Source organism: Pleionea sp. WD8-19 (genome assembly GCF_055326765.1).
Genome location: NZ_JBUZOU010000003.1, coordinates 78,719 through 102,556 on the forward strand (window position 1 = coordinate 78,719; position 23,838 = coordinate 102,556).

28 protein-coding genes are annotated in these 23,838 nt (G+C 40.8%); 20 read left to right on the forward strand and 8 right to left on the reverse strand.

What is annotated here, in order from left to right; all coding sequences use genetic code 11:
* The first annotated feature begins 64 nt into the window (after window positions 1-64).
* On the forward strand, window positions 65-1,162 hold the full coding sequence (locus tag ACTUJY_RS04650) for a hypothetical protein (protein ID WP_463614894.1): 1,098 nt from the start codon (window positions 65-67) through the stop codon (window positions 1,160-1,162).
* Between the two features lie 42 nt (window positions 1,163-1,204).
* Here the strand turns inward: ACTUJY_RS04650 and ACTUJY_RS04655 are convergent, their stop codons facing one another.
* The 3 genes from ACTUJY_RS04655 to ACTUJY_RS04665 form a co-directional block, all read right to left on the reverse strand.
* A complete protein-coding gene (locus tag ACTUJY_RS04655; protein WP_463614895.1) occupies window positions 1,205-1,966 on the reverse strand; it encodes an RES family NAD+ phosphorylase in 762 nt (253 codons plus the stop codon).
* Between the two features lie 60 nt (window positions 1,967-2,026).
* Window positions 2,027-2,398: an MbcA/ParS/Xre antitoxin family protein gene (locus ACTUJY_RS04660; protein ID WP_463614896.1), complete on the reverse strand. Its 372-nt coding sequence runs from the start codon at window positions 2,396-2,398 to the stop codon at window positions 2,027-2,029.
* A gap of 76 nt (window positions 2,399-2,474) precedes the next feature.
* The gene (locus tag ACTUJY_RS04665) at window positions 2,475-3,848 is read right to left on the reverse strand and encodes an integron integrase (RefSeq protein WP_463614897.1); all 1,374 of its coding nucleotides are present in this window, start codon (window positions 3,846-3,848) and stop codon (window positions 2,475-2,477) included.
* Window positions 3,849-3,969: 121 nt separating this feature from the next.
* Between ACTUJY_RS04665 and ACTUJY_RS04670 the strand changes: the two genes are divergently transcribed.
* The 12 genes from ACTUJY_RS04670 to ACTUJY_RS04725 all read left to right on the forward strand — a co-directional run bounded on the left by ACTUJY_RS04670 (window position 3,970) and on the right by ACTUJY_RS04725 (window position 12,616).
* A complete protein-coding gene (locus ACTUJY_RS04670) occupies window positions 3,970-4,206 on the forward strand; it encodes a hypothetical protein (RefSeq protein WP_463614898.1) in 237 nt (78 codons plus the stop codon).
* A 213-nt stretch (window positions 4,207-4,419) separates the two neighbouring features.
* Complete coding sequence (locus tag ACTUJY_RS04675) at window positions 4,420-4,647, forward strand: TonB family protein (RefSeq protein WP_463615128.1); 228 nt, start codon at window positions 4,420-4,422, stop codon at window positions 4,645-4,647.
* A 105-nt stretch (window positions 4,648-4,752) separates the two neighbouring features.
* Window positions 4,753-5,211 (forward strand): nuclear transport factor 2 family protein, encoded by a 459-nt coding sequence (locus ACTUJY_RS04680; RefSeq protein WP_463614899.1) that lies wholly within the window; start codon window positions 4,753-4,755, stop codon window positions 5,209-5,211.
* Window positions 5,212-5,341: 130 nt separating this feature from the next.
* The gene (locus tag ACTUJY_RS04685) at window positions 5,342-5,671 is read left to right on the forward strand and encodes a hypothetical protein (RefSeq protein WP_463614900.1); all 330 of its coding nucleotides are present in this window, start codon (window positions 5,342-5,344) and stop codon (window positions 5,669-5,671) included.
* Window positions 5,672-5,739: 68 nt separating this feature from the next.
* A complete protein-coding gene (locus ACTUJY_RS04690) occupies window positions 5,740-6,114 on the forward strand; it encodes an SMI1/KNR4 family protein (RefSeq protein WP_463614901.1) in 375 nt (124 codons plus the stop codon).
* Between the two features lie 95 nt (window positions 6,115-6,209).
* Window positions 6,210-6,539 (forward strand): hypothetical protein, encoded by a 330-nt coding sequence (locus ACTUJY_RS04695; RefSeq protein ID WP_463614902.1) that lies wholly within the window; start codon window positions 6,210-6,212, stop codon window positions 6,537-6,539.
* A 91-nt stretch (window positions 6,540-6,630) separates the two neighbouring features.
* The gene (locus ACTUJY_RS04700) at window positions 6,631-6,927 is read left to right on the forward strand and encodes a hypothetical protein (protein ID WP_463614903.1); all 297 of its coding nucleotides are present in this window, start codon (window positions 6,631-6,633) and stop codon (window positions 6,925-6,927) included.
* A 503-nt stretch (window positions 6,928-7,430) separates the two neighbouring features.
* Window positions 7,431-8,027, forward strand: a complete 597-nt coding sequence (locus tag ACTUJY_RS04705) for a DUF998 domain-containing protein (RefSeq protein WP_463614904.1) — start codon at window positions 7,431-7,433, stop codon at window positions 8,025-8,027.
* 669 nt (window positions 8,028-8,696) lie between these two features.
* Window positions 8,697-9,137 carry a hypothetical protein gene (locus ACTUJY_RS04710; protein WP_463614905.1) on the forward strand — a complete coding sequence of 147 codons (441 nt, stop codon included), beginning with the start codon at window positions 8,697-8,699 and terminating at the stop codon, window positions 9,135-9,137.
* A gap of 109 nt (window positions 9,138-9,246) precedes the next feature.
* Window positions 9,247-10,374: a serine hydrolase domain-containing protein gene (locus ACTUJY_RS04715; RefSeq protein WP_463614906.1), complete on the forward strand. Its 1,128-nt coding sequence runs from the start codon at window positions 9,247-9,249 to the stop codon at window positions 10,372-10,374.
* A 97-nt stretch (window positions 10,375-10,471) separates the two neighbouring features.
* Entirely contained in the window at window positions 10,472-12,229 is a 1,758-nt protein-coding gene (locus tag ACTUJY_RS04720; protein ID WP_463614907.1) for a TPR end-of-group domain-containing protein, read from the forward strand.
* A 72-nt stretch (window positions 12,230-12,301) separates the two neighbouring features.
* The gene (locus tag ACTUJY_RS04725) at window positions 12,302-12,616 is read left to right on the forward strand and encodes a hypothetical protein (protein ID WP_463614908.1); all 315 of its coding nucleotides are present in this window, start codon (window positions 12,302-12,304) and stop codon (window positions 12,614-12,616) included.
* Window positions 12,617-12,790: 174 nt separating this feature from the next.
* Here ACTUJY_RS04725 and ACTUJY_RS04730 read toward each other — a convergent pair whose 3' ends face one another.
* Together ACTUJY_RS04730 and ACTUJY_RS04735 are read right to left on the reverse strand one after the other, a co-directional pair.
* Window positions 12,791-13,294: a hypothetical protein gene (locus ACTUJY_RS04730; protein ID WP_463614909.1), complete on the reverse strand. Its 504-nt coding sequence runs from the start codon at window positions 13,292-13,294 to the stop codon at window positions 12,791-12,793.
* Entirely contained in the window at window positions 13,257-13,814 is a 558-nt protein-coding gene (locus ACTUJY_RS04735) for a hypothetical protein (protein ID WP_463614910.1), read from the reverse strand. Before ACTUJY_RS04735 ends, ACTUJY_RS04730 begins: the two co-directional genes overlap by 38 nt.
* Before the next feature lie 892 nt (window positions 13,815-14,706).
* On the opposite strand from ACTUJY_RS04735, the gene ACTUJY_RS04740 reads away from it, so the two are divergent.
* The 4 genes from ACTUJY_RS04740 (at window position 14,707) to ACTUJY_RS04755 (ending at window position 18,052) form a co-directional block, all read left to right on the forward strand.
* Window positions 14,707-15,243 (forward strand): hypothetical protein, encoded by a 537-nt coding sequence (locus tag ACTUJY_RS04740; protein ID WP_463614911.1) that lies wholly within the window; start codon window positions 14,707-14,709, stop codon window positions 15,241-15,243.
* Between the two features lie 256 nt (window positions 15,244-15,499).
* Window positions 15,500-16,072: a hypothetical protein gene (locus ACTUJY_RS04745; RefSeq protein ID WP_463614912.1), complete on the forward strand. Its 573-nt coding sequence runs from the start codon at window positions 15,500-15,502 to the stop codon at window positions 16,070-16,072.
* A 201-nt stretch (window positions 16,073-16,273) separates the two neighbouring features.
* Window positions 16,274-16,861: a DUF998 domain-containing protein gene (locus tag ACTUJY_RS04750; protein WP_463614913.1), complete on the forward strand. Its 588-nt coding sequence runs from the start codon at window positions 16,274-16,276 to the stop codon at window positions 16,859-16,861.
* Window positions 16,862-17,245: 384 nt separating this feature from the next.
* Window positions 17,246-18,052 (forward strand): hypothetical protein, encoded by an 807-nt coding sequence (locus ACTUJY_RS04755; protein ID WP_463614914.1) that lies wholly within the window; start codon window positions 17,246-17,248, stop codon window positions 18,050-18,052.
* A gap of 178 nt (window positions 18,053-18,230) precedes the next feature.
* Here the strand turns inward: ACTUJY_RS04755 and ACTUJY_RS04760 are convergent, their stop codons facing one another.
* Entirely contained in the window at window positions 18,231-19,145 is a 915-nt protein-coding gene (locus ACTUJY_RS04760) for a LysR substrate-binding domain-containing protein (RefSeq protein WP_463614915.1), read from the reverse strand.
* 98 nt (window positions 19,146-19,243) lie between these two features.
* Between ACTUJY_RS04760 and ACTUJY_RS04765 the strand changes: the two genes are divergently transcribed.
* On the forward strand, window positions 19,244-20,203 hold the full coding sequence (locus tag ACTUJY_RS04765) for a DMT family transporter (RefSeq protein WP_463614916.1): 960 nt from the start codon (window positions 19,244-19,246) through the stop codon (window positions 20,201-20,203).
* Window positions 20,204-20,214: 11 nt separating this feature from the next.
* Here ACTUJY_RS04765 and ACTUJY_RS04770 read toward each other — a convergent pair whose 3' ends face one another.
* Both ACTUJY_RS04770 and asd read right to left on the reverse strand, forming a co-directional pair.
* Window positions 20,215-20,817: a hypothetical protein gene (locus tag ACTUJY_RS04770; RefSeq protein ID WP_463614917.1), complete on the reverse strand. Its 603-nt coding sequence runs from the start codon at window positions 20,815-20,817 to the stop codon at window positions 20,215-20,217.
* A 163-nt stretch (window positions 20,818-20,980) separates the two neighbouring features.
* Window positions 20,981-21,841 carry an archaetidylserine decarboxylase gene (asd, locus tag ACTUJY_RS04775; RefSeq protein WP_463614918.1) on the reverse strand — a complete coding sequence of 287 codons (861 nt, stop codon included), beginning with the start codon at window positions 21,839-21,841 and terminating at the stop codon, window positions 20,981-20,983.
* Window positions 21,842-22,034: 193 nt separating this feature from the next.
* On the opposite strand from asd, the gene motA reads away from it, so the two are divergent.
* Entirely contained in the window at window positions 22,035-22,886 is an 852-nt protein-coding gene (motA, locus tag ACTUJY_RS04780; protein WP_463614919.1) for a flagellar motor stator protein MotA, read from the forward strand.
* Window positions 22,887-22,889: 3 nt separating this feature from the next.
* Entirely contained in the window at window positions 22,890-23,747 is an 858-nt protein-coding gene (gene motB / locus ACTUJY_RS04785; protein WP_463614920.1) for a flagellar motor protein MotB, read from the forward strand.
* Window positions 23,748-23,838: the final 91 nt, after the last annotated feature.

Consider the following 23,838-nt stretch of genomic DNA (forward strand, 5'->3'; position numbering starts at 1 on the left):
TAGAGCGTGAGTACCCGAGAAACTTCTATAATTGACCTTGCGAGTTAAAAGTAGGAGTGTGATTATGAAGTCGTTTTTGATTAAATTTTTCGGTTGTGTATTAGGTTGTGGTGTATTGTTAGGCTGTCTTGATGGTGATGACGATGATCCACCACCTCCACAAGACACCGTCGGTTCAGACGAGTATGTCGGTTCCGGTTCGCGTTGGGATGTCACTTTAGAAGACGATGGCGATTTTGTTATTACGCGACGCGCAACATCAGACTCGCCTGTCGACTTAACCGTAAACGGCACCTATACCACATTATCAACAGGCTTTTTGCACTTAACGGTTTCTTCGGCAACGGGAAATGATGCGCCAACTGCAGGCGATCAAGCGTTCGCTTTAGAAATTCCTGGCTACGCTTTTTTCTTAATGCCAATAAGTCCTGGTGATGATCAACTCATTGCAATGGTTACTGCGGGCAGCTGTCCCACTTCCGATTACGATGCAAATTGGGTGATGGTAAAAAAACCTGCGTCAACTTCGGCTGATGAGGTGGGCCGAGACTTTTTCGGAACGTTTCAGTTTATGGCAGCGGATTCTTCTGCGGTATTGCCATCACGATATGCGCTGGCGAATAACTTTGAGTCACAAGGTGAAATGGCTTTAGGGCAAGGGAGTTGCTCGGATGGCATAATGACGGTACAAGACGGTGTCATGTACCTTACGGAAAATGGAGGCGCACTCATTAATACGAATGAAGCGAATCCAAGCGAAGCGTCCTTTATATTCGGTTTAGGTCAAGCATCATTATCGGCAACCAGTGATTTAGATGGCGATTACGCGGGTATTTTATTTGACGACAACATGACGAGCGGGGAAAAAATATCACCGATAGCGGCAAGTTGCTCACAAGGCGTGTGCACAGCAAATTTAATTACCGATATGATCGCTGGAACGCTTTCAAATGAAAGTGCGACGGCGACACTTGATGGTACACCCAATGCTCTAGGTACCGGATTAATCACGGGTAATATTGCAACGGGCGGTAGCGACGGAGCGCTGGCTTGCATGACGGATAGTGATGCGCTCAACACGGGAACGGCTATTATCAGCTGCGTGGGACAGTCTCCGGGCGATAATGCGCAAATGTTTAATATTATTTTAGTGAGTCAATAAATATCAATGAGGTAATGCGCTCTGTTTGAAACCTAGAGCGCATTACCGAATAATTGGAAATTCGCCATTCACCAAAAATTGCTCTTTGCTAAACGTTTGCGAAGTTTGAGCTTTGGTATTATGAAAAACAACACGTTCTTCTTGTGTTAAACACTGCCAGTTTTCCATTTTCATTGGTGCACGGGATTTAATCACCTGATGATCATAAGCGGCACCATTAATGCCTTCCTCACATCGTGCTGAAGTAAATGAAAATAACTCAACGCCATTGCTACGCATATCTTTGCCAAGTTGTTGCGTGCCAATATAGCTGGTTACGGAACACAGGTCGTGTTGAAAATCACGAAACGGCGTCTCGTTGAGTTGAATCGCTCGTTCGGAGTGACAGTTGACGTAAAACGACGAATGGTACGATTGAATATTGTGTCGTGTTATGGCTTCGCTGTTTTCCAAATCATAAAGAAATCGAAAGCGATAATAAGCCACTTCGGCCAATGCGCATTTAACGGTTTTTGAACCGTAAAACAGGCTGGGCTCCCAAACGCTACCAAAGCGAGATCCGTATTTTAAAGGAGGGTATCGAAAAGGGGTTTTTATCAAGTAATGTCGGCTGGCAAGTGACTCGGGTTGAGTCGGTTTACTGCCTTCAATGAGTTGTTCCAAAATGCTTTGTTCCGTTTGGTTGTCGGTTATTAAAGTGGTTGCAACCTGTTCTTGACTTTCGACCACACGAAACAATTTAAAGCTCAACGAAGTGATGTATTGCTCACCGTTAAGGCGGTGCCATAGGTTGGCGTTTTCCATACAAAATGTGCTTCCGGATAAAGGTTTGTTTCTACAGAGAAACCATTTGTGAATTAATGTCTAGATTTTGCCACGCATCGCATCAATATACTGCACCGTGATGGTGAGTCCCATCACATTTTGCATTAAATTCAGTGGTTTAGCTTGTAATTCTCGGTTGTTTTGGTTGAGCCATTCGCGCATGGCGGCTTGATTTCCACCTAAAATGGCAAATAACCCTCGGTACACACGGATGAGCAATAAAGCCAGTTCACCAGTTTTGCTTTCGGGCTCTATTGTTGGGTTTTTCTTAAGCCGAGATATGGAGGTGCGATCGCGGCCGATGATATGCCCCAATGTTTCTGACGAAAGTCCGAGAAAATCAGCGGAGGCTAGTAAAGATTTGCCCAACACCACTGAGGCGTCGGGCTGTACTTTGTGATTTGCGTTCATAATTGATGGGTTAACTAATGTGCCTATGCATCAGTATAGCTAAACTTGTTGCATTTGCAATGGATTTGGTGCCGTTCTAAAGGTAGTCGAGAGGACTGGATGTTTTGCCTTCGCTAAATTTGGCTAAATGAGTGTAAATCATAGTCGTGGCAACATCGTTGTGGCCAAGCAACTCCTGAATGGTTCGAATATCCATACCGCGTTCAAGAAGGTGAGTCGCGTAACTGTGGCGTAAAGTATGGCAAGTGACGCGTTTATGAAAACCAAGCGCGCGCGATTTGTTACGCATTTGTTTTTGAATGCTGCTTTCGTTGAGGTGGTGGCGACGCGTGACCCCGGACTTGGGATCGACCGATAGCTTCGCACTGGGAAATACGTATTGCCAGACCCATTGCTTGCTGGAAGGGCCATATTTTAAAGCCAGGCCGGTGGGCATAAACACAGAGCCAAAACCTTTTTGTAAATCATATTCGTGCTGTGTTTTAATTTCTGCGAGGTGTATTTGTAACGGTTCGGTTAGTTTGGCCGGTAATGGTACAACACGCTCCTTACCGCCTTTTCCATCCCGTACGATAATTTGCTGATAACCGAAATCGATATCTTGTACCCTAAGTCGAACCGCTTCCATGATGCGTAGTCCACAGCCATAAAGTAAAAATATGATGAGCTTGGTAACGCCGGTAAATTGCGAAAGCAGTTGTGCTATTTCGGCTTTGGTTAAAACAACGGGTAACTTGTCGCGTTTTTTCGCTTTTATAAAATTGCTGAAATCACCCAGTTCCATTTGTCGCACCGACTTAAAATAAAAAACGATGGCGTTTAGCGCACTGGCTTGAGTAGACGGTGATACTTCGCGTTTAACAGCCAGATACTCTAAAAAGTTCACTATTTGCGGCTCGCCTAAATTTTCGAACCCCGTTCCCTGGTGAAATTTAAGAAAGCGCAATAGCCAGTCGCAATAGGATTTTTCGGTTCGAATACTGTAATTCATACGTCGAATGTTGAGTCGCATGTTATCAACTTCTTGTTGAACGCTTTGTGATAATGAACTTTCTTGTTGGTGTATGGAGTAATCGATTGGTTCAGGGGGTGGTATTGAGTTATGAGTTACTGCAACCGCCGAAACATTATTTGCCGACTGCTTCCAATAATCCCAATCGATTTCTGAGTAAATAGGTGAATAAATGGTTTTAAAAAGCAATTGTATGGCATGAAAAATTTGCTTTTTTTGCCAATGCTTCAGTTGTTCTGTTTTTAATATTTTTTCGAAATAAGTTTCGATGGTTTGTTTGTCACGATCTTTTAGCCGAATGTTCCTGTTTTCCCGGATAAAGGCTTCGCAATGACGGACGTACCATTGAAACTGAGCTGGTTTAATTTGAAAGTCTTTAAGCGTTGCTAAATACTTGTTCCAGAAGTGCTTTTCTCGATCTTGATGCTGAATTGTCATATCCTTGATCCTTAAATATCATCCACTGAAATCTCAGATATGATATAGAACTAGAAGGAATCCGTCTAGTACCGTAAAATACGGACTCCTTCTATGAAACTGTTAAGTACCGTAGCTAATCATGAAGCACGAACTTTGGTCTAATGAAAATGGTCTAGACACTTTTTGCTTAGCAGGCGAGCATGGTGAAGATGCTCGAAAATTAATGGAGTCAGATTCTGTGTTAATTTGGACTTGCGAAGCTGAGTCACACTTTGAAGCAATGACAAAATATTATAAATACCGAGGTTGGGGTGTGTATTCAACCGAATACCCAGAGCATGATAAAATAACCTATAAAGAATTGGGATTAGAGTAATGGTACTTAACAAGCGGCAGCAACATCGCTCCTTTCAGTCGCTGGACTGGCTTTACGCTGCGCTCCAAGCCAGCCGTTGTGCCGAGCGTTATAAGTAGTATGAAAATATTTGTGCTAACCGTTTTAATGTTAAGCTCGCTTGTAACAAGCGCCAGTGAATTACAACCTTGCTATGAGCAGGAGCGCTCAGGCATCGAAGTGGTAAAGAGCACGATGCCTAGTTACCCAACGGACACTTATTATAACGGTGACGGGCAAGTCATAATCCAGCTATTTGTCGATAGAAATGGGAAAATAATAAAAAAGGCGATAAAGTCTTCCATACCTGCAAGGCTTTTTGACCGCTCAGCTTTAAGGGCTTTAGAAAAGTCAGTTTTTTCGAAAAGTAGCAAAGATGAAGTCCGGTGTGGAATAATTACTTATGACTTTATACTTGAATAAAGCTTATAACAACTCAAAGCTGCGAGACGTCCAACCGCTCATTGCAATCGCTTTTGTCCGACGCAGCTTGAAACGTTATGCCCTAATTCAACACAGGAGGTAGTTATGAGAAGAATATGTTTATTTTTGTGTTCGATAACTCTTTCATTTGCTTCGAGCGCAAATGAAATTAATCTAACTGAGTTTGCTAAATCTTATTTTACAGCTTGGAAAGCAACTCAGGCACCCGATGCAACTCCAAAAGACATCGAACATTACTTATCTTTTCTAAAAGAAGATGTAGGGCATCAACACTTACCTTATGCAAGCGATGATTCACGCCTGCCTACAGGCAAACAAGACATACGAGAAGGCATGTCACATTATTTGGGCGCACATACTCAGTATTCGGCAGAATTATTAAACGTTGTTCCTGCGTACAATGTTGTTGCAATTACTTATTCAACCAAAAGTAGTGGCATTCATCCTCAAACAAAAGAGTTTGTTAAGCAGTCCTACGATACGATGGAAGTACTGGAAATCGAGGATGGCAAAGTGTCCGTGATACGGAAGTATTCAGAATAATGGCAGGGCATAACAAGGTGCTAAACACGTTCACTCCTCACTGGGACAATAACACTGCGGTGATACGCATTTCACCGCAGCGTTATTGCCCGTTAGCTTTGCGTTATATTTACAATTTAGAGATATTTACATGAAAAGTATTATTTTTAGCCTCTTATTTATATTTTCGTTAAACGTTACTGCCGGAGGAGCATTAACGAAAAATAAAATTACCAAAGTAGCATTTCAATCTGGGCACTTTTTCCTTTATGCCAGTGGTTGGCCTAACCCTAACTCTTGCGAAATTACCAATGCGGTTGTTTTACAGAAAACAGATTCTAATTTTGATAAAGCTTATACTCTGATGTTGTCAGCGTATATGTCTGGTAAGAGTATATCTGGGTATTCAGATGGCTGCATTGAGTTTGATGGGAAAACATATAATACCATTCGAGGCTTTAAATACTTAGCAGTGGAGTGAATATAACAAGCAAAGGTAGCGGATTTTCAACCGCAACTTCAAACGTTATATGAAGAAAGGGCAGTGCAGTGAATTTAGATGAGCTAAAAATAGTAGAGTCAGCAACAGGTATTGTGTTACCAAAGCAATATGTGGAGCTAATCACAAACTACCCGAAAAGTCTGGAAGAAACTGAGGCGCCAGATTATGCCTTGTTTGACGACCCTGCCGAGATTATTGCCGAGAACAATAGTGTCCGCGAGGGTGAATTTTATGGTGAACAGTGGCCTGCTAAATACTTTGTTATTGGGGCCAACGGTTGCGGTGACTACTATGTTATAAAGCATGAAGAAGAAGTCGTTCAAGTCGGCTTCTTTGACCACGAAGCTAGGGAATTTAGACTACATTCAAACTCACTAGAGGAATATGTGAGAAAACTAGAATCAAGCAAAGGTAATATATAACAAGGCCATGAACTCAGATTTGAAAAAGCTCCGGCTAAAAAACGCCTCCACTTTTTCAAACTGGTTATGGCAACGTTAACTTTAAAGGAAATATGATGATTAAGAATATTGTCTTAAGTATTTTAATTTTATTTATATCTGGTTCATTATCTGCTGCGTACAATGCAAATCACTCCAGTAAAATAAAGCATGTCGCAGTCTATGTGGATGGTGATTACATTTATTTTAGCTTGGAAAATCCACCTTCTCATTCGACGTGTGATAACAAATTATGGGTTATTGATGCAGGTGTACCATATGAAAGAAGACAAATGTTATTGTCTCGTTTATTAACTGCATACACTACTAAGGAAGTCATAAATATTGGTTATGACAAAGAAGGTGCGTGTATTGGTGGCTACGTGAGAGTTCATAGGGTTGGCTAAATAGTTGCGAGTTAACAATTTGCTTAAGCTGACCTCAAACTGCGCACTTCGTTTCAGTTTGGTCGTCTTAGCATAGCGTTACGTGTAGAAAATGGAAAATAAAGAGTCTCTGGTAACTGAATTTGAAATACCTTCGATATTAAAAATTTCGTTGATCGTAGTTGCAGCTATTTTGAGTTCGCTAGCTCTGTTAAAAGGTTTTGAGTACAAGTACTTTGCAAGTGTTGCTTTTGCTCTAAGTAAGAATTTTTTATTCATACCAGGGTTATTTGTATTGTTTGGCTTAGTCTTGAAGTTTCGAGATAATAGTTTTAAGTTGAGCAATGCATACTATCTTGGGTTATTTATTTCGGTGGTGCTTTCTGCAAGAGCAATTAGCGTCACGTAACAAGGTAAGGCATTGGAAAATTAACCGCTGAACGCGCTTAATTTCCAATGCTCACGACGTTAAGTACTGAAAGGAATAATTTGTGGGAATTATACTATTGCCAATAATGTTCGGAATTTTCGTAATAGGATTTTTACCTGCATTGGTTTTAGTTTTACGAGTTAAATCATCGTTTCCGCGGTATTTTCGAAGTAAGACTCAGACAATCGTTCATATTATTCTGGTACTAGCAGCCGCGTATCTCGGCTACAAGCAAGGATGGGGACTTATGAATGAAAACTTTCCATCCGCAAATGATGGTTTTGGAAGTGATAGGTCAGGCTTTCTTTTTTTATGTAGTCTTCTGATGCCCGGCATTTATTGCTTCGTTGCGAATTCATTACTGTTCGGTCTTGGAAGAGTTTATTTCAAGGCGCATACAAAATGATACTTAACCATTCATTGGAATCGACGCGAAGAACGCGCGTCTCAATTTGGCGTTAGTTCTCAATTAGGATTCAAGCATGGATAGTTTGTTTCAGTACTCAGGAATAATTGCGTCAATTTGGATCGTTGTCGGCATTTATGTCGCTTCTCTTTTCTACCCAAAATTCAGCCATTCTAAGCAATTTTGCAGTGAACTGGGCGCTTTCGGCAGTCCCACACAAAAGCTTTCGCCTCTTATAAACAACTATCCACTTGGAACCCTGTTTGTTCTTTTTGGGTGCTATCTAATAGCTAACTTTTCAGCTCATTTGCCAACGATAGTAATCGGGATAATGGTAATAGTTCATGGTATATGTACATGGGTTTGCGGCTATTTTCCAATGGACGCCGACCCGTATACGAAGAGTCCTTCCCGTAGCTGTATAATTCATTCATGGTCGGGAATGTTTATGCTCCTCTCGTTCATCATTGCTCCGGCCATCGTCATTTTTTCTAGCTACTACCCGATCTCGATTAGGTTTGTTTCTTTAGCTTGTATCATTGGTTGTTTCTATTTTGCCTACAGACTTAAGCTAGCTTTTAAAGCCGAAACCGTGCCAGGTGTTTACCAACGCCTGAGTTATGGTTTTCAAATACTGTGGCTGTTTGTTTATTCTTTCTTCGTGGTAGCATGAGAACTAACAAACAAATTAAGTCGCTCGCGGGCTCGCTGGGACACAAACATGCGGCTGTGTCGCTTCGCTCCGATTATAGTGCCCCTTATTTGGGCGTTATGCTTAAGAATGCCTATGAAAATTAGACTCTTTATTTCAATAACACTAATGTTTATGGTTTCTGGGTGCTCGATGGCTTATACCTCAAGCAAACCAACATCGAGCATTAATTCCGAAATCATACTTGTGGAAATGACAGGAAAAGACGAGTTCAAACTACAGCCATATTCAATTAGGCTGGGTGCAATTAGACCTTTAGGTTTATTTACCTATCAAAAGCTGTTATTTGCAGATGATTCACATGGGAAATTTTATTTGAGCCCCGGGTCATATAGAGTAATAGCTAATTGTAAGAGAGAGCATAGCAATGGTGAACGAATAAAATACAATAGAGTTACATTTATTCATGGACCGTCTCAAAATATTTATTTTAATGTAGAAGCTGGGAAGTCATATACATTAGATTGTAAGCCGGATAATAATTTGAAGCATGATATATTTACTTTAACTGATAACCAGTCGGGCTATGTGCAGGCTCTACGACGAAGGCAAATATAAACATAACCAAGCGCTTAAGTAAGGACGGCGTACCGCCGCCCCTTAACGATGCGTTATGTAATAGGGGTAAATATGAGCAAAATTTTAATCTTTCTATCATTATTTGTAACTTTTTCAGTTAAGGCTAATGATGAATTAACGGAGTCTGGCTGCTTTTTAATGTACGAATTGCAAGGCATCGAAGGAATCCAAACACAAGAGTTAGACCCTAAAATGTTTAACTCCTTAGATTATAATAAAGACAATGAATTTCATGGTTTTGTGCTAGACGAAGGTATGAAGGCTACTGCACTGGCTTGTAAAAGATCATCGATTATACCTTCGATGTATGATTATATGATTTTGAATGCTGGTCTAGTACTTTTTCTCTCGGATGGGGACCGATATGCTGCTTTAGAGAGAGCTTCTGGCAAGTACCGCCTAAGACTTATTGAAGGTGCTGCATTTACTGAAAGCCAGCAAATAAAAATAGATGATGTTTTGCTTGGTTATCTCTCTGTAACTAAAAAATGATTAACTACATAACAAGCAAAGGCAGCATCGCTCTATGGGTTGGACGCGCTAACGCGCTCCGCGGCTTTAAGCGTTATATGCCTGTCGAGTTTCAAACTTAGGAGTTTTTGTGAATCGATTAACAAGCCAACCCATATCATTGATATTTGTTACTTCATTAATAACAATTTTGGCTTCTTGTAGAAGTAATGAAGCAATTAATTTTGAGTCAAATACGAAAGCTGAAATCATTGAGTTTATTGATGGAAATGTTGGGCAAGTGGTCTCAATTTCTGTTGTAGACGCTGAAAATACTTACCAATATCATTTAGGGGCGTTAAGTAATGGAGATACTCCTAATAACCAAACAATATACGAAATTGCCTCTATTACCAAAACGTATACTGGGTTAGTTGTTGCTAAAGCCATTCTAGACGGGAAAGTTGAGCTTGATAAAGATATTCGTCAATACCTCAAAAATAACGAATACAAAAATTTGGAGCAGTCCAATCAATATATAACTTTACGACATCTTATGACTCATACCAGCGGTCTACCGCAAATTTTTGCCTACAGCAGTGAAGAAAGAGCAAAAGGCATTGCTTTTGAAAAAATGTCAAAATATTCCAGAGATGACTACTTTGATGATCTTAAAAAAGTGAAGCTTAACTCCGTACCTGGCGATGAGTATCAATATTCACCCGTAGGTTCTAATTTAGCTGGATATATTCTGGAATCGGTTTATCAAAAACCTTTTGCATTATTAGTTTCTGAATTCATAACAACCAAGTCTGGAGAGCAAGACACGAAATTCAGAGGAACTAACTTTGAGCCGGGTGAAATAACAATAGGGACAGATGGAAATGGCAATCAAATGCCTTTGGCTAGTGCATATTGGTTTGCTGATGGAGGGTTAACTTCAAACGTTGAGTCTGTCACACGTTATATTCAATATCAGCTATCCTCAGCACCAGAAGTGGCTCTTTCTCATCAGCTTTTGGATGAGAGTTGGACGGGTCATGGTAGAGCATTCTCTTGGAACACATATAAATATGATTCAAGTGAACAAATGCTGTACCACAGCGGAGGCTCAATGGGCACGTCAAGTTGGCTTGCCATTTATCCGAAGAAAAAGATGGGCATATTCATCGTCACAAACGTCGCTACTAGCGATACTCAGGAAGAACTAAATAACATATCAAATAAGATTGTTGATTATTTAATGGCATATAACAAAGCCTTAAAGTCGGATTCGTAACAGTTGGCTCGGTTCCGCTTCGCTACACATTTTAGCCAACAATTACTCACCGCTTAAGGCGGCGTTATCACCTCTACAGATTAATTACATGGGCTTTATGAAAAAAATATTAATAGCGACTTCCCTAAGCTTTGCATGTGCAACAGCGCCAGTATTGTCGGCATCTAAATCAAATCTCATGACCAACGAGGCAATAGGTCAGTTGGTATCAACCAATTTTCCTAATAATGGTGCTGAGTATTGGGTAATGAGAGCCAAGGCAATAGACCTCGCAAAAATCAACGAGTGGGACAAAGCCATACCGCTGCTTGAAAAATTAACTACGCAGTACAAAGACGATGGAGATACGTGGTTTTTATTGGGGCATGGGTACTTGCAAGCTGAGCGGTATCAAAAGGCGATACCTGCATTTGAGAGAACGCTTGAAATTGGCACTATCATGTCAGGGATAAAGTCAGCTTCATCTCCATCAAACGATATAATGATTAAAATTGCTCAATGTCATTCCGCTATTGGAAATAAGGCTGAAGCACTAGCCTGGATTCAAAAAGCACTTGAATTTCGGTGGGACGACAGAAAGTCTCTCATTAACAATGCCAAATTTGAAAAAATATCAGGCGATCCGCAGTATCAAAAACTTTCCGGGGAATTCCTTGAACCGGGTTTATCAAGAAATGATGCCTGGAATTACGATTTGCAATTCTTGCAAAGTGAAATTAAACGCCTTCACGTTGACCCGCACCATAGTATTTCTGCAGAAGAGCTCGAATCAAAAATAAAATCAATCGCCGAGAATATTCCGAACTTGAGTGATCAACAAGTTGTATTTCAGTTTATGGAGCTACTAGCCAGTTTAGGAAATGGACATAACTTTATAGTGCCGACTAATTCCTTGAAAGGTGCTTTTACTCGCCTGCCAGTCCAATTTTATTGGTTTAATGATGGTATTTATATTGTGAGTGCAACCTCTCATTACAAACATTTAATTGGTCGTAAAGTTATTTCAGTGGCAAATATCCCTGTTGAACAAGTAATTGAAAGAATTGAGAGGGTTAACGCTAGAGACAATGAAATGCAACAGTATTGGCTGGGGCCATACTATCTAGCTCTCCCTGAAATTCTGGAGGGGCTCGCTGTAGTTAACGACAGTAAAGATATTGTACTTGCTTTAGTTGATAAAAACGGAAAAGAGTATGAAGTAAAGTTAGCCGGAGAGACATTCAATTTTAGCGGTTTTCCAACATTGCCTGAGCTTGAAAATGCAAATAACCCAGAATATCTGACAAGGAAAAGTGACAATTACTGGTATTTAGAAAACAAAAAAGATAACTATTTTTACATACAGCTAAACGCGGTTGCCCAGAAAAAATCACAGTCTCTTTCTCAGTTTAGTGACGAGGTTCGCCAAAAAGTTAAGGAAAGTAAGATTACAAATCTAATACTAGATTTGCGGCATAACAGTGGAGGAAATGGCTCAATCGTTCCTCCCCTTACAAGAGCTTTAATTCACTTTGAAGAGCAAGATGCAGATAACAAGTTGTTTGTTATAGTTGGCCGAAATACGTTCTCAGCAGCGCATTTGTTACTTGCTGATATCAACCGGCTGACGGATGCGATTATAGTTGGCGAACCTAGTGGAAGCAGGCCGAATCATCTTGGCGAAGCCGGTTGGTTTAGGCTTCCTTACAGTGGTGTTTGGGGAATAATATCTTCCCAGTATCATCAAGCTTCTAAGGCTGAAGATCACCGTATCTGGATTGCTCCGCATTTGCCTGTAACTCTGACGTCTAGGAACTATTTTTCAGGTGAAGATACTGCGATGGAGCAGATTATTGAAATCATTAAAAATCAATAATTATGTTTTTGAAAGATAACAAAGCGCTTCACCGGACAAGCCGGTGAGCGCAGCGTTATATGTAGGTAAGTAATGAGTACATGGAAAAGAGAAGCATTGGAGTTTTTGCCGCAATTCCGAAAGGAGATTGAGCTAGCAGACTCTGCTACTGATCTTTGGATTGACATATCTTTACGATTTAGAAATGCAGTTGACGAACAGGATGAAGATTTTATAGCGGGCACTCTCAAATATTTAACTTGGAGCTATAGTGATTCAGCAAGTTTCGAATCACAGCAAGCAGTGGCATGCGGTTTACTAGTGGATCTCACATACAATAAACAACATTGGCAGTATTTTTCAATACAGAAAATAAGGACAGCCATAAATCAAAATCGGAAATTTTAATAGTGACTAAACTTGTTTTTCTACTACGCTGGCTTGCGTTGGTTATTTCGGAGTGAACATCAGGAGATTTTAGTTGGAACTATTCGAAAAATAGTCGATTTTTTAAGGAAACGAGCGTGAGGAATTCTCAGCCCTAAGCTGAAGGATTATTTGAGTGGTTTTATTATTTTCAGATCAGGTATAATGCTTACGGCTAACCCCAATACCTTTAATAAACTTCTGTTCAATGCTTTCGATGTAGTGCGTTAAGGAAGAAGGCGAGCCCACAACATTTAAACCGGCAATGTCATCTTTACGGCGCATCAGCTTTAAGAAACCGTCAGGCTCTTGGTTGAGGCGTTCTAAAATGGGAGGCAAGTTGTTTGGAATATAACCGCGTTTGTTATCTCGGATAATACGACCGGTGGTATCGACCAAATCAAAATAATCTTGAGTTGAAAATGAAAAGCCATGTTGATGCGCAGGGTGCTTCGATTGTGTGAGTGGCATAAGCTTCACTTTGTTTTCAAGCGGCAGGCTCTTCTTTTGTTTGATGCGTTGCTGTATGGAAGTGAAGTCCGATTTTTCTGGTGTTCTTGCCATATCGGCACGAATGGGATTTAAATCAACATAAGCCATGGCGGTTAAGATAGCGGCCTCGTCAAGTAACGCTTGAGACTTGAAACGTCCTTCCCACAAATTGGTCTGGAACCGAATTTGAACATCGAAGGAACGACGATGGCCCGAAGGGTGAGCGCAATGGACTGCGCGAATAAAAGCGGCCAGTACAGTTGTCTTCCTTATTGGCTTCGCGAGCCAAGTGCTCATTTAATAACCGCATAAACCAGGAAATATCCATCAGTCTTTGACGCCAGTTTTCGATGATGTCCTGAGCCATTTTAGATAGTGCGGGTGTGGTTTCTTTTTTTAGATACCGCTGTACGAGAAGTGGAATTTTACAAACGCGTTTCCAGCTGCGAACAACGTTGGCTTCACTCCAAACCCTTGCCTTTTCAACATCGACACGTAGAACAACGTGATAATGATTGGACATAACCGCATAACTGGCCACTTCAATGGCGAAGGTTTTGGCCAGATAGTCCAACCGTTCCACCACCCAGGTTTTACGGTGTTCAAAGCTCTTACCGGTAACGGAGTCTTTATTTACATGGAAGTAATGTATGCAGAAAATGCAGGACGCAATTTTCTGCCACCACATAGAAAAGCGCGTCGAACACAGCGGGCGATGCAATGATAATAGGTGGTTTGATTTAAATCGATGAGCGTATTTCTGGCGCGTGTCATGGTGTTATGTCCGTATAATTCACTTAAGTCCTGCAAGTAACTTAATCAATTTGCACTTGTTGGTCAAGGTGAAATCTGTGATTATTGGTTTTGGGTTATGGATGTCCCAAAGCATCTCTCACTTTGCTATGGCGGTATGCTTGCTGCTTCAAAGCGAGAAGCCAAGAATGCTAATTACATTTGTCATGTTAGTAACTGTAGCGTTTTCTAATGTCTATGGTTTAATATTGTCATCGGTCATGATATTAGCTTTTGTTTTTGGACTCTATGAGATCAGAAAGTTAATTAATCATTAGTTTTTGCGCGATTTTAAAATGCCCTTTTCAGTCTTTGATTAAAGCAAAGGACACATCGGAATAGCCATGAGTGAATCAAATAATAAAAGTATGCATGTAAGTTTAGTAATTAAAGTGTTTGCGATATGTTCGGCAATTATTTCAGTATTGATTTACTTAGGGATAGTCATTTCGGTTCCAAAGTTTATTGAGGTGTTTGATGGGTTCGGATCTGAAATACCAAAGATTACTGAGATTATAATAGCGACATATCAATATTATGGCATATTCTCATTGTTTGGCTTGATTTCCTGCGTTTTGTTATTCATTAATCGGTATGCAAAGAACAATTCGGTGCTTCATGTCGTTTTTTTGAGCTTTAATTTGATATTGGCACTATTAATACTCGCACTTGTGATCTATGGAATGTATTTTCCAATTTTTCAAATGGGTGGCGTAGCATGATTAAAAAAGCAAAGCTTGCAAATCGGTTAATACAACTGAAAATGTAAGTGTATGAAGGATAATTTAATGGAGATTATAGAAACACTACAAAAGCTTAATTTTAGTTTCTGGCAAGTTTTAATTGTTTTCTGTATCGTTTTTCTGTGTAAAGAAATAAGAGAGTTGTTCTCAAGAGTATCAAAGCTTAAAGTGGGAGAGAACGAAATAACTTTGAGAAAGAACGCAGAGGTGGTTAGTGATTTAGTGGAGCTGAAGTCAGACTTAGGAGGTGAGCTTTCTACAAAGATGGAAGACTCTATAGATAGGAAAATTGAAAGAAAAGTTATGGGAGCTCTTATTAGTATCAAGAACAACACCACTTTTTTATGGAATGACTTAATGGGCAATAAAGAGCAGAAATTTCACTCTGCTATCCGAGAAGGAACACTCGAAAGAATTAGAGATGATCTAAATATATTGAGAAATGCGGGGTATATTTCCTATTCGGAGGCGGCTTTTAGAAATACGTTTAATCACCTTGATAAAGATGATGTCGTTGAGGTGTCGGTTTCTATATTAAATAATTCAATTAGTGAATTGGTGCATGAAGCCTCTAAATATTAACTTAGAATTATTATTGGATCTTGGGCGAGTGGGTTTTTAAGTCTCTCTGGGGAACTTTGCTCACAGCATTATAGTAACGGTTGATTGAATTAAGTCGCAAGAATTTAACCGAGTTTAATTAATGGAATCGATTTTGTTAAAGCTAAGCCCATATTGGAGCTATGGCGTATTGATAATACTGACAGTATGTTTTCTATTTGCTAAAAAGCAATTGAGAATATACAGGAAAACTAAGAAGTCAAGCCATGTACTACTGATGTTGGCTTCATTTTTTCTATTTATAATAGCTTCTCTTTCGTACTTAAGGCTGGGGCAAAAAGTTGGCGACATTGAAAAGATGCAGACGCTTGGCTTTAAATCGTCGGAGTCGAGAACTGGGTTAGTAGGGTTTCACCGTCGATTCGATGATTTCGATGTCTATGTGACGCTTTTTCATTCATACGAAGGGTTAAGATTTCCACAAAAGAATATTACCTATCTTCATATTGAATCGTCGCTCAAAACTAGACCGCTAAACAACTTTTTTTGCTCACCTAGACTGGAGTCTCAGTTTATAGCGTCCCCTCGACATGCGAACTATGGCGTTAAAGAAAAATTACCAAATAATCTGTATGTAGGCGGTTGTTTTAATTCGGAAGTTGTTGATAGGTTGAGCAGGTTAAAAGAAACCGATATACCGTTTACATCTTGGGATGATAATTCGATTTTTGTTCCCTACCCGATGGGTAATTTTAACTATATTGATGTGAGTAAACGACATATAGATTACGAAAATATTAAAACATCGATTGATGAGTTTCTCGTTGTTTATAGCAAATATTTCGAATAATTAACATGTTTGCGTAAAATAACTTTATGTTTTTCAATGGTCAATTTTAAATGATTAAGCTAAAATTTCCATACAGAATTTTCATGTCGACTATTAGTGGTAATGTATTACTGAATCATTGGCGAGTTATTTACAAATGAAACATCGAGTTCGGATGTCTACGAGCTTTTGTCATCAATGCAATCTTAAATAAGGAATATCGTGAAAAATTTAGACTACTGGCTTATAAAGCAAGCACATTTAATATGGATGGTTTCAATAGTCAACATTGGTATAGGGTTGTTTATTCCTGGGTTCGACTTTTTCTCAAAAAGTATCAGTCACGTTGCTCTGGAAGCCCCCGTATTTGCCTATACACATCGTACTGCCGATATAGTCATTGGTTTGTCGATGTGTTGCTTCGCAATTTCAGTATTTCGCAGCTCAACAACTCGATACTCCTCAGCGAGTTTATCTATATTCTTATTGGGATTAAGCATGGTAAGTGCCGGTATTTGGACGCTCGAAACGCCGTTGCACTTACTGTATAACTTATCGATATTCATGATAATAGCACCAATAGCATTTGCTTTAGAGTTTAAGCATGTATTTAACTCATTAAGATTTGAAAATGGTTGTGTAGTAATTACATTCTTACATGTGTTCATGTTTTGGATTATTTATGCGGGATTTGTTCCACAAGAGTATAACGGACTCATTCAGCGTCTATGGGCTATACCGACTATGGGATGGTTTGGAGTAGCAGCATTTATGCTTTTGAATAATAAATTAAAGCAAAAGTCGATTTGACCTACAACTGATACGATGATTGATTAAGGCGTTCAGTATTAACGCCAACTTTTTTAGAAAAACTCCTGTTTATACCCTTGCCCTATGAAACGTAGCGATGAATTAAAGAGTCTTTACTAAAACTGCTTGATAAAAGGTATGATGAACTATTATTTCCTTGCTGAATGTGTTTTTAGTATAATTATGGCACTTTGAATACGTATGTTATTTTACTTTTATGACACGTATTTGGGTTTCTACGATAGACAAAAAAGAAATATCTCGCTCCTCACAAACTTAATACTCGAAATGTATTAAGGCAATTCGTCATACTTCAAATTGGTTAGTAACCTTGTTGACGCAGTTTAATTCAGCTGCTTGTTTTGATTAATCAATGAGGGTCTAATGATGGTTTCAAAAAAAGTATTTTTAAGCCGGTGGTGGTTGACATTGTTTTTCTGTACGGTGCCGCCTGTATTTTCTGATTCAGTTGTTCAATTAAAGTCCGTTGAAAGTTTTTCTTACGATAACGGGTACCCAATTGATGTTCGATGCTTTGATGTTGAAGTAGAAAATATAGGGTACAGCAAACGTATTAGTATTTGGGGAGAGTTGATTAAAGATTCTGGAAATTGGGGGGAGTTGGGCGGACAGACATTAAGTTATATTGGAACACTTCCGAATAGTCGTTATGAGCTCTGGCGGGGGTGTGTATCAAACCTTCGCTATTCTGGTTCCATGAATTGGGGTGAGCAGTTTGTTGTTAAAGCTGAAATTGAAGGCGAGACCTATTGGGACAACAATCTAAATCAAAATTACACCGTAGAGTTAAACAGTGGTATGCGATTTTTTGACGAGCAAAGCATTCGACTCAATCGGACACAAGTCAAACGTTATTCAAATGGTTATACGACATTTTATGGTGTGGCTTCACTAAAACCAAATGATGGATTTAATCCTGTCGTTAAAATTCGTTACAGCCAAGACAATTGGAAAAATTATCAAGAAGCTTATCTGTATCCTGGTAAGGGGTTTATGTACAAAGAACTGGAAAATGTAGAGTCGCCAAATCAGTTTGGTATTGAGTACTGGTCGTTTTACGTAACCTTGAAACCTGATTTACCAGTTGAATTTGCATTAATGTATGAGAATGGTAGCGGAGCTCGTTTTTGGGATAATAATTTAAATCGTAATTACCGAGTATATCCTTAGAGCATTGCTTCTCCTGCCCATGTTTGAATGGGCAGCGAGCGCTTTATTTTGATTTATAGCGAGATTGATAAGTATTGAATAAGAATTCATTAAAGAGGATTAGGTACTTTGGTCGATGGAAAGTAATTGATAGGGAATTCATTTGTTATCAATTGGTCAATTCAAATCAATTTGAGACTTAGTGATTTTCCAATCCCGCCAAATACCGCGCCAGCCTTAATGCAGGCATGCTGGTTTGCAAATTTGAGCGTACGCATATATTGAGCTCACGTGTTGCCCAAGGCTCATCCAGTTGAATGACCGATAAGGGCAACGTAGCAGCGTACCGATGCGCTGCTAACTTAGGCATAATCGCGACTCCAACTTGTTGAGCTACTAACTGTGCAACGGCGTTAAATGTTGGTGCATTGACGCGAAATCGAGGCGCTTTATGAGCCAGTATCATCATTCGTTCGATAAACTGTTGCAAAGAACTGCTGGTTTCAAAACCAACCAAAGGTTGCTCCAACCACTCTGTAAACTTACAGCTCGGTTGTGAAGCTAAATCGTTGTTTTTATTAGCCACCACAACCAACTCATTTCTTTTAAACAGAAAGTAGAGCAGATCTTCTTTATCGTAATAGGCATCGACAATGCCTACATCCGCATTTCCACTGGCAACCTCGCGGATCACATGCCGACTCGCCATTTGCTCAAATTGAACGTCAATATCGGGCTGTTCGATGAGAAACCTACCCAGCAAAGCCGACAGGTTAGTACTCAAGCCGGTGGTGTTGCTGCAAAGTCGAAGTTGAATACGGCCTTTACCTGACAACGCATTCATTCCCTCTTGTGCATCTTGCGCAACTTGCAACAAACGCGACGCGTGATCGTAAAACAGTCTCCCTGCATTGGTCGTTTCCATACCGCGTGCATTACGACTGAGTAACGAAAGGTTTAGACGTTCTTCCAATGCTTTGAGCCGGGCGCTCGCAGCCGAAAGCGCTAACGGTAGGTGTGCAGCGGCTTTGCTGAGACTGCCGTATTCAACAATTGCAACGTAAAGTCGCAGATCGATCAGATCGAAGCGAGGCAAGGGTACTGATTTCGTCATTGGCGAAGGCTTGTTGAGTTTTCCGGTAAGGTGACAATGAAAGAATAGCGATAGAATAGCCGCTTGTTGAAGGTTTTGTCGATAGAAAGTAGTGAATTATGAATCAGGTTTTCGCAAATAGCGAAGTGATAAAGCACCCCTTTTTTTTATTGTGGGAAAGAGTTCGAGGATTAAACAGTGGCTTTTCGCTTGCGTTGCTCGCTGCGGCTTTGGCTTCCAGCAAATCGATCTGGATCAAATTAGTGTACGCTGAAGGTACCTTGTCGCCGCTGACTTCCATGTCACTTCGTTTGTGGATTGCATTACCCGTGTTTATCGCTTTTGCTTACTTTTCGCGACGGGTTGATACGAGTGATGAGCGTACCAGCCGCTGGAAAATTGCTGGGTTAGTTATTTGGTTGGGATTTTGTGGTTATTATTTTGCCGGAATTACAGACTTTATTGGGCTGAGTTATATATCTGCCGGGCTCGAAAGACTGGTGTTATTCAGTTACCCGATACTGGTTATGGCAATGGAATCTGTATGGCGACGTCAATGGCCGTCTCGTCGGTTAGTTCTAGGGGCATTCATTTGCTACGGCGGGTTAAGCGCTGCTTTTGCGCACGATTTGTTGCATGCCGAAAGTTATGCAGATGTGAGCATTGGAGTGGGCTGGGTTTTACTGAGTGGGTTAGCATTTGCTTTTTATTACTTAGGTACAGCGCGAGCGGTTCAACTTTTAGGGTCGTTTCGGTTTATTGGTCTGGCTGGGATGGTTGCAACGATAATGATTACCTTGCACTTTCTGGTTGATGGTCATTTTAATGAGCTAGCCAATATTTCAACGCGCGCCTTGAGTTACCTGTTTATTATTTCAATTTTGTGTACCGTGTTGCCGAGCGTTTTACTGACGGCAGCGATTGCTCGAATTGGAGCCAGTACAACGGCGAACGTATCAACTCTTGGGCCTATGATCACGATTGCACTGGGTTGGTGGATTTTAAGTGAGGCTTTTTCTTTTTTGCAATTAAGTGGGATGGTTCTGGTGGTACTTGGCATTTCTTTTTTAAGAAAGTAAATGAAGTGGTTCTACCGTAAGCTGTAATAAGGTTCATGTGTTCGAAACATGAAGTGACAACGGAACTTTTCATGGTTTAACTCGTAAGCGTTACCACGTTGAACCACATAGACGGACTCTTTGTTTGGGTGCGTAAATACATAACGTCCATTACTTTCAAGTCGTTCAAAAGCAAATTGCAGGTGAGTGTCCTCCTCTTCGGTTTCTCCGTAGTAAGTAACATCAAGTGGAGAGTGTCCTAATTTCCCTTTTAATTCGTAAAATGCATGACCTGTTATACAACTGTAAAGATCTTCCGTTCGAAACGCGTCAACTAAATACAAACCCAGTTGGCCATTGTTGTAGTAATGTTTGCTCATTGCCGCTGGAAGCACAATCGGGTAGCGTCCCGATATTTCCTTTACCATTTTTGCAATGTTTTGCCAATTGCTTTCGGCCCCATGAATGAGAACGAAAGCTTTAAAATCGTGATAAAAGTCGACAGGCTTAAGTTCTACATTTATCGACGTTTCTTGTTGTTTGTCTAAGTGATGCTTAATTGCTACTGCTTCAGCTTTGTAGGTTTCGTCATAAAAAACAGTGAGTTTTTGATTACTGCATGCAGTCAATAACATTAGGAAGCTTGTAAAACAAACAGAATAAATTGTACTTTTTAACATATCATTTCAAAGCATTATTATTTAATAGCAAAATTATTTATCGCGAAGCTTAAAAGTCACTATGGGCTCTTTCAGAGCTTAATAGCAGGCTCCCTAAACAATCGATCTAACTGTCCTTTTAAGGGCGGTGCTTAATCAATGGCTGTCCCATAACCGTAGGTGCTTCATTTTTAATGGAAGCATCCCACTCATAATTGCCTTTCGGTAACAACATCACCACCGTCGAGCCTAATCGGAAGCGACCCACCTCATCGCCTTTTTCCAAGGTCACTTCACCTTTTTCATAATTGGTGACAGCCACATCTTTTCGGCTAGGTGGCGTTACTACGCCCGACCACACCATCTCCATGCTACCCACAATGGTAGCGCCAACGGCCACATAGGCAATCGGACCGATTTCAGTATCAAACATGGCGACTACGCGCTCATTACGCGCAAATAGGCGTGGTACGGTGCGAGCGGTGAGTGGGTTTACACTGAACAATTTACCAGGCACGTGGATCATTTGCGTTAGCTCGCCTTTGATCGGCATGTGATAACGATGGTAATCGCGAGGGGATAAATAAATCGTAATAAACTCCCCATCGTGGAAAGGTGCTGCCAGTGCCTCGTCACCACCCAATAATTCTGCCGCTGTAAAGTGATGGCCTTTAGCTTGAATAATTCGACCATGGGTAATGGGGCCAAACTGGCTGACAGCGCCATCGACCGGACAAGCCAAAGTGTTGGCGTCGTCACAAATGGGACGGACTTCCGGACGGATTGCGCGAGTGAAAAAGTCGTTGAAGGTCGCGTAACTATCAAGATCCGACTCAATGGCTAGCGACATATCCACGTTGTAGTGCTCGGCAAATTTTCGGATCACCCATTGCTTAAACGGTGCGTCTTCTTTATCGGCCAGTTTTCCGGCGAGAATGGAGAGACCGTGCTGTGGGATCAGGTATTGCGGTAAGGTTTTAAGATGATCAATAAAGCTCATAACAGCTGACTGTCGCTTGCAAAGGGCGGAATTCTACCTTAGCCGCAACCTTTTGACCAATTATTTGCCTCGAATCCACTGGCAGACAGCGTCTGCTAATCTATAGTTAATTCAGTGACTTGATGAGAACAGTAACCAAGTGGCTGCTCGAATTGGCGGCTTTGGCTACAAAGAATAAAGCAGGAGAACCCATATGCCCGTTTTGATCGGTGCCCTGATTGTTCTGGGAGCGGTTTTGGGCGGCTATGTTTTATCGCATGGTGATTTGATTGCACTGTGGCAACCTTTTGAGCTATTGATCATTGGTGGGGCGGCTTTAGGCGCCTTTGTCATTGCTAACCCCCTCAAAGTCACTAAAGATGTGATGAAAAAGTTGCCGAAATTATTTGGAAGCTCTCCCTACACTAAATTTTTATATCTCGAATTATTAGCCATGCTTTACGATTTATTTAGCGTAATGCGTAAGGAAGGGTTAATAGCGATCGAGTCGCATATTGAAGAGCCTAAGGACAGCAAAATATTCACAAAATACCCATTGATCCGTAAAAACCATGAAGCAATTGAATTTATTTGCGATTACTTACGCCTCATGATTATTGGTGATATGACAGCGTACGAGCTGGAAAACTTAATGGATGCGGAACTTGAAACCCATCACCATGAGCATGTGCTTCCAAGTGTGGCGTTAGGAAAGGTCGCCGATGCATTACCGGGTTTTGGTATTGTTGCAGCGGTTTTAGGTATTGTGATCACCATGCAAGCCCTGGGTGGTCCTCCAGAAGAATTGGGCGTGCATGTCGCTGCGGCATTAGTAGGAACTTTTTTGGGTATTTTATTAGCTTATGGATTTGTTGGCCCTATGGCACAAGCGCTGGAGCATCGAGCGCATGAAGAAGGAAAGTTTTATCAGTGTATTAAGTCTTGTTTATTGGCTTCGTTAAACGGTGTGCCTCCACAAGTTGCGGTGGAATTTGGGCGAAAAATTTTAGAGAGCAAAGTACGACCGGGGTTTTCCGAACTCGAAGCACGAGTGAGAGGTCGCTAAATTATGATGGATGATTTAGACGGAGGCAAGCGCCCCATCATCATTAAGAAAGTGAAAAAAGGCGGGCATGATTTTCACGGAGGTAGCTGGAAAGTTGCCTTTGCTGATTTTGCGACCGCAATGATGGCGTTTTTTCTTTTACTTTGGTTAATGGGGAATTCCACTCAAGAGCAAAAACAGGCCATTTCAGGCTATTTTATGGACCCCACTGGCACTACCGCCACACCAGGTGCGCATAATATTCCTATCGGTGAAGGTGGAACCAATCAATCAATTATCGAAATGCCAACGCCGGAAATTGGAAAGCCAGAAACCGTGGATGAAAAAACCATCGAAGAACTTGCCGAGGACAGCGAGCGACGACGGCTTGAGCAATTGAAATTGCAACTGGAAAATATGGTGAAACTTTCGGAAGCTTTTGCGCAATTTAAAGATCAAATTCTAATCGATATTACACCTTCCGGATTGCGTATTCAGATTGTTGATAAGGACAAGCGACCGATGTTTGATAGTGGCAGCCACGAATTAAAAATGTATTCGCGACGCATTCTTTACAGCTTGGCCAATGTGCTTCGGCAAGTTCCTAATAAACTCAGTGTTACCGGGCATACCGATGCAACGCCTTTTGACTTGGGGAATTATGGAAACTGGGAATTATCGGCGGATCGCGCCAACTCAGCACGTCGAGCATTGGTACGAGGTGGAATTAGCAATGCCAAGTTTGCGCGTGTAGAAGGTTTCGCCGATTCAGTTTTGTTCGATACCGATAACCCAACGAATCCGATTAATCGACGAATTGCGATCATTGTGTTAAAACAGAACGTATCGGACGCAATTGAAGACGAAGCGACAGGGCATTAAAAAGGTCGAGGAGAGAAAAAATAAAAGGGTATTGATTTATGAGTGTAAAACTTTTTAAACACTAAACACTAAACACTAAACACTAAACACT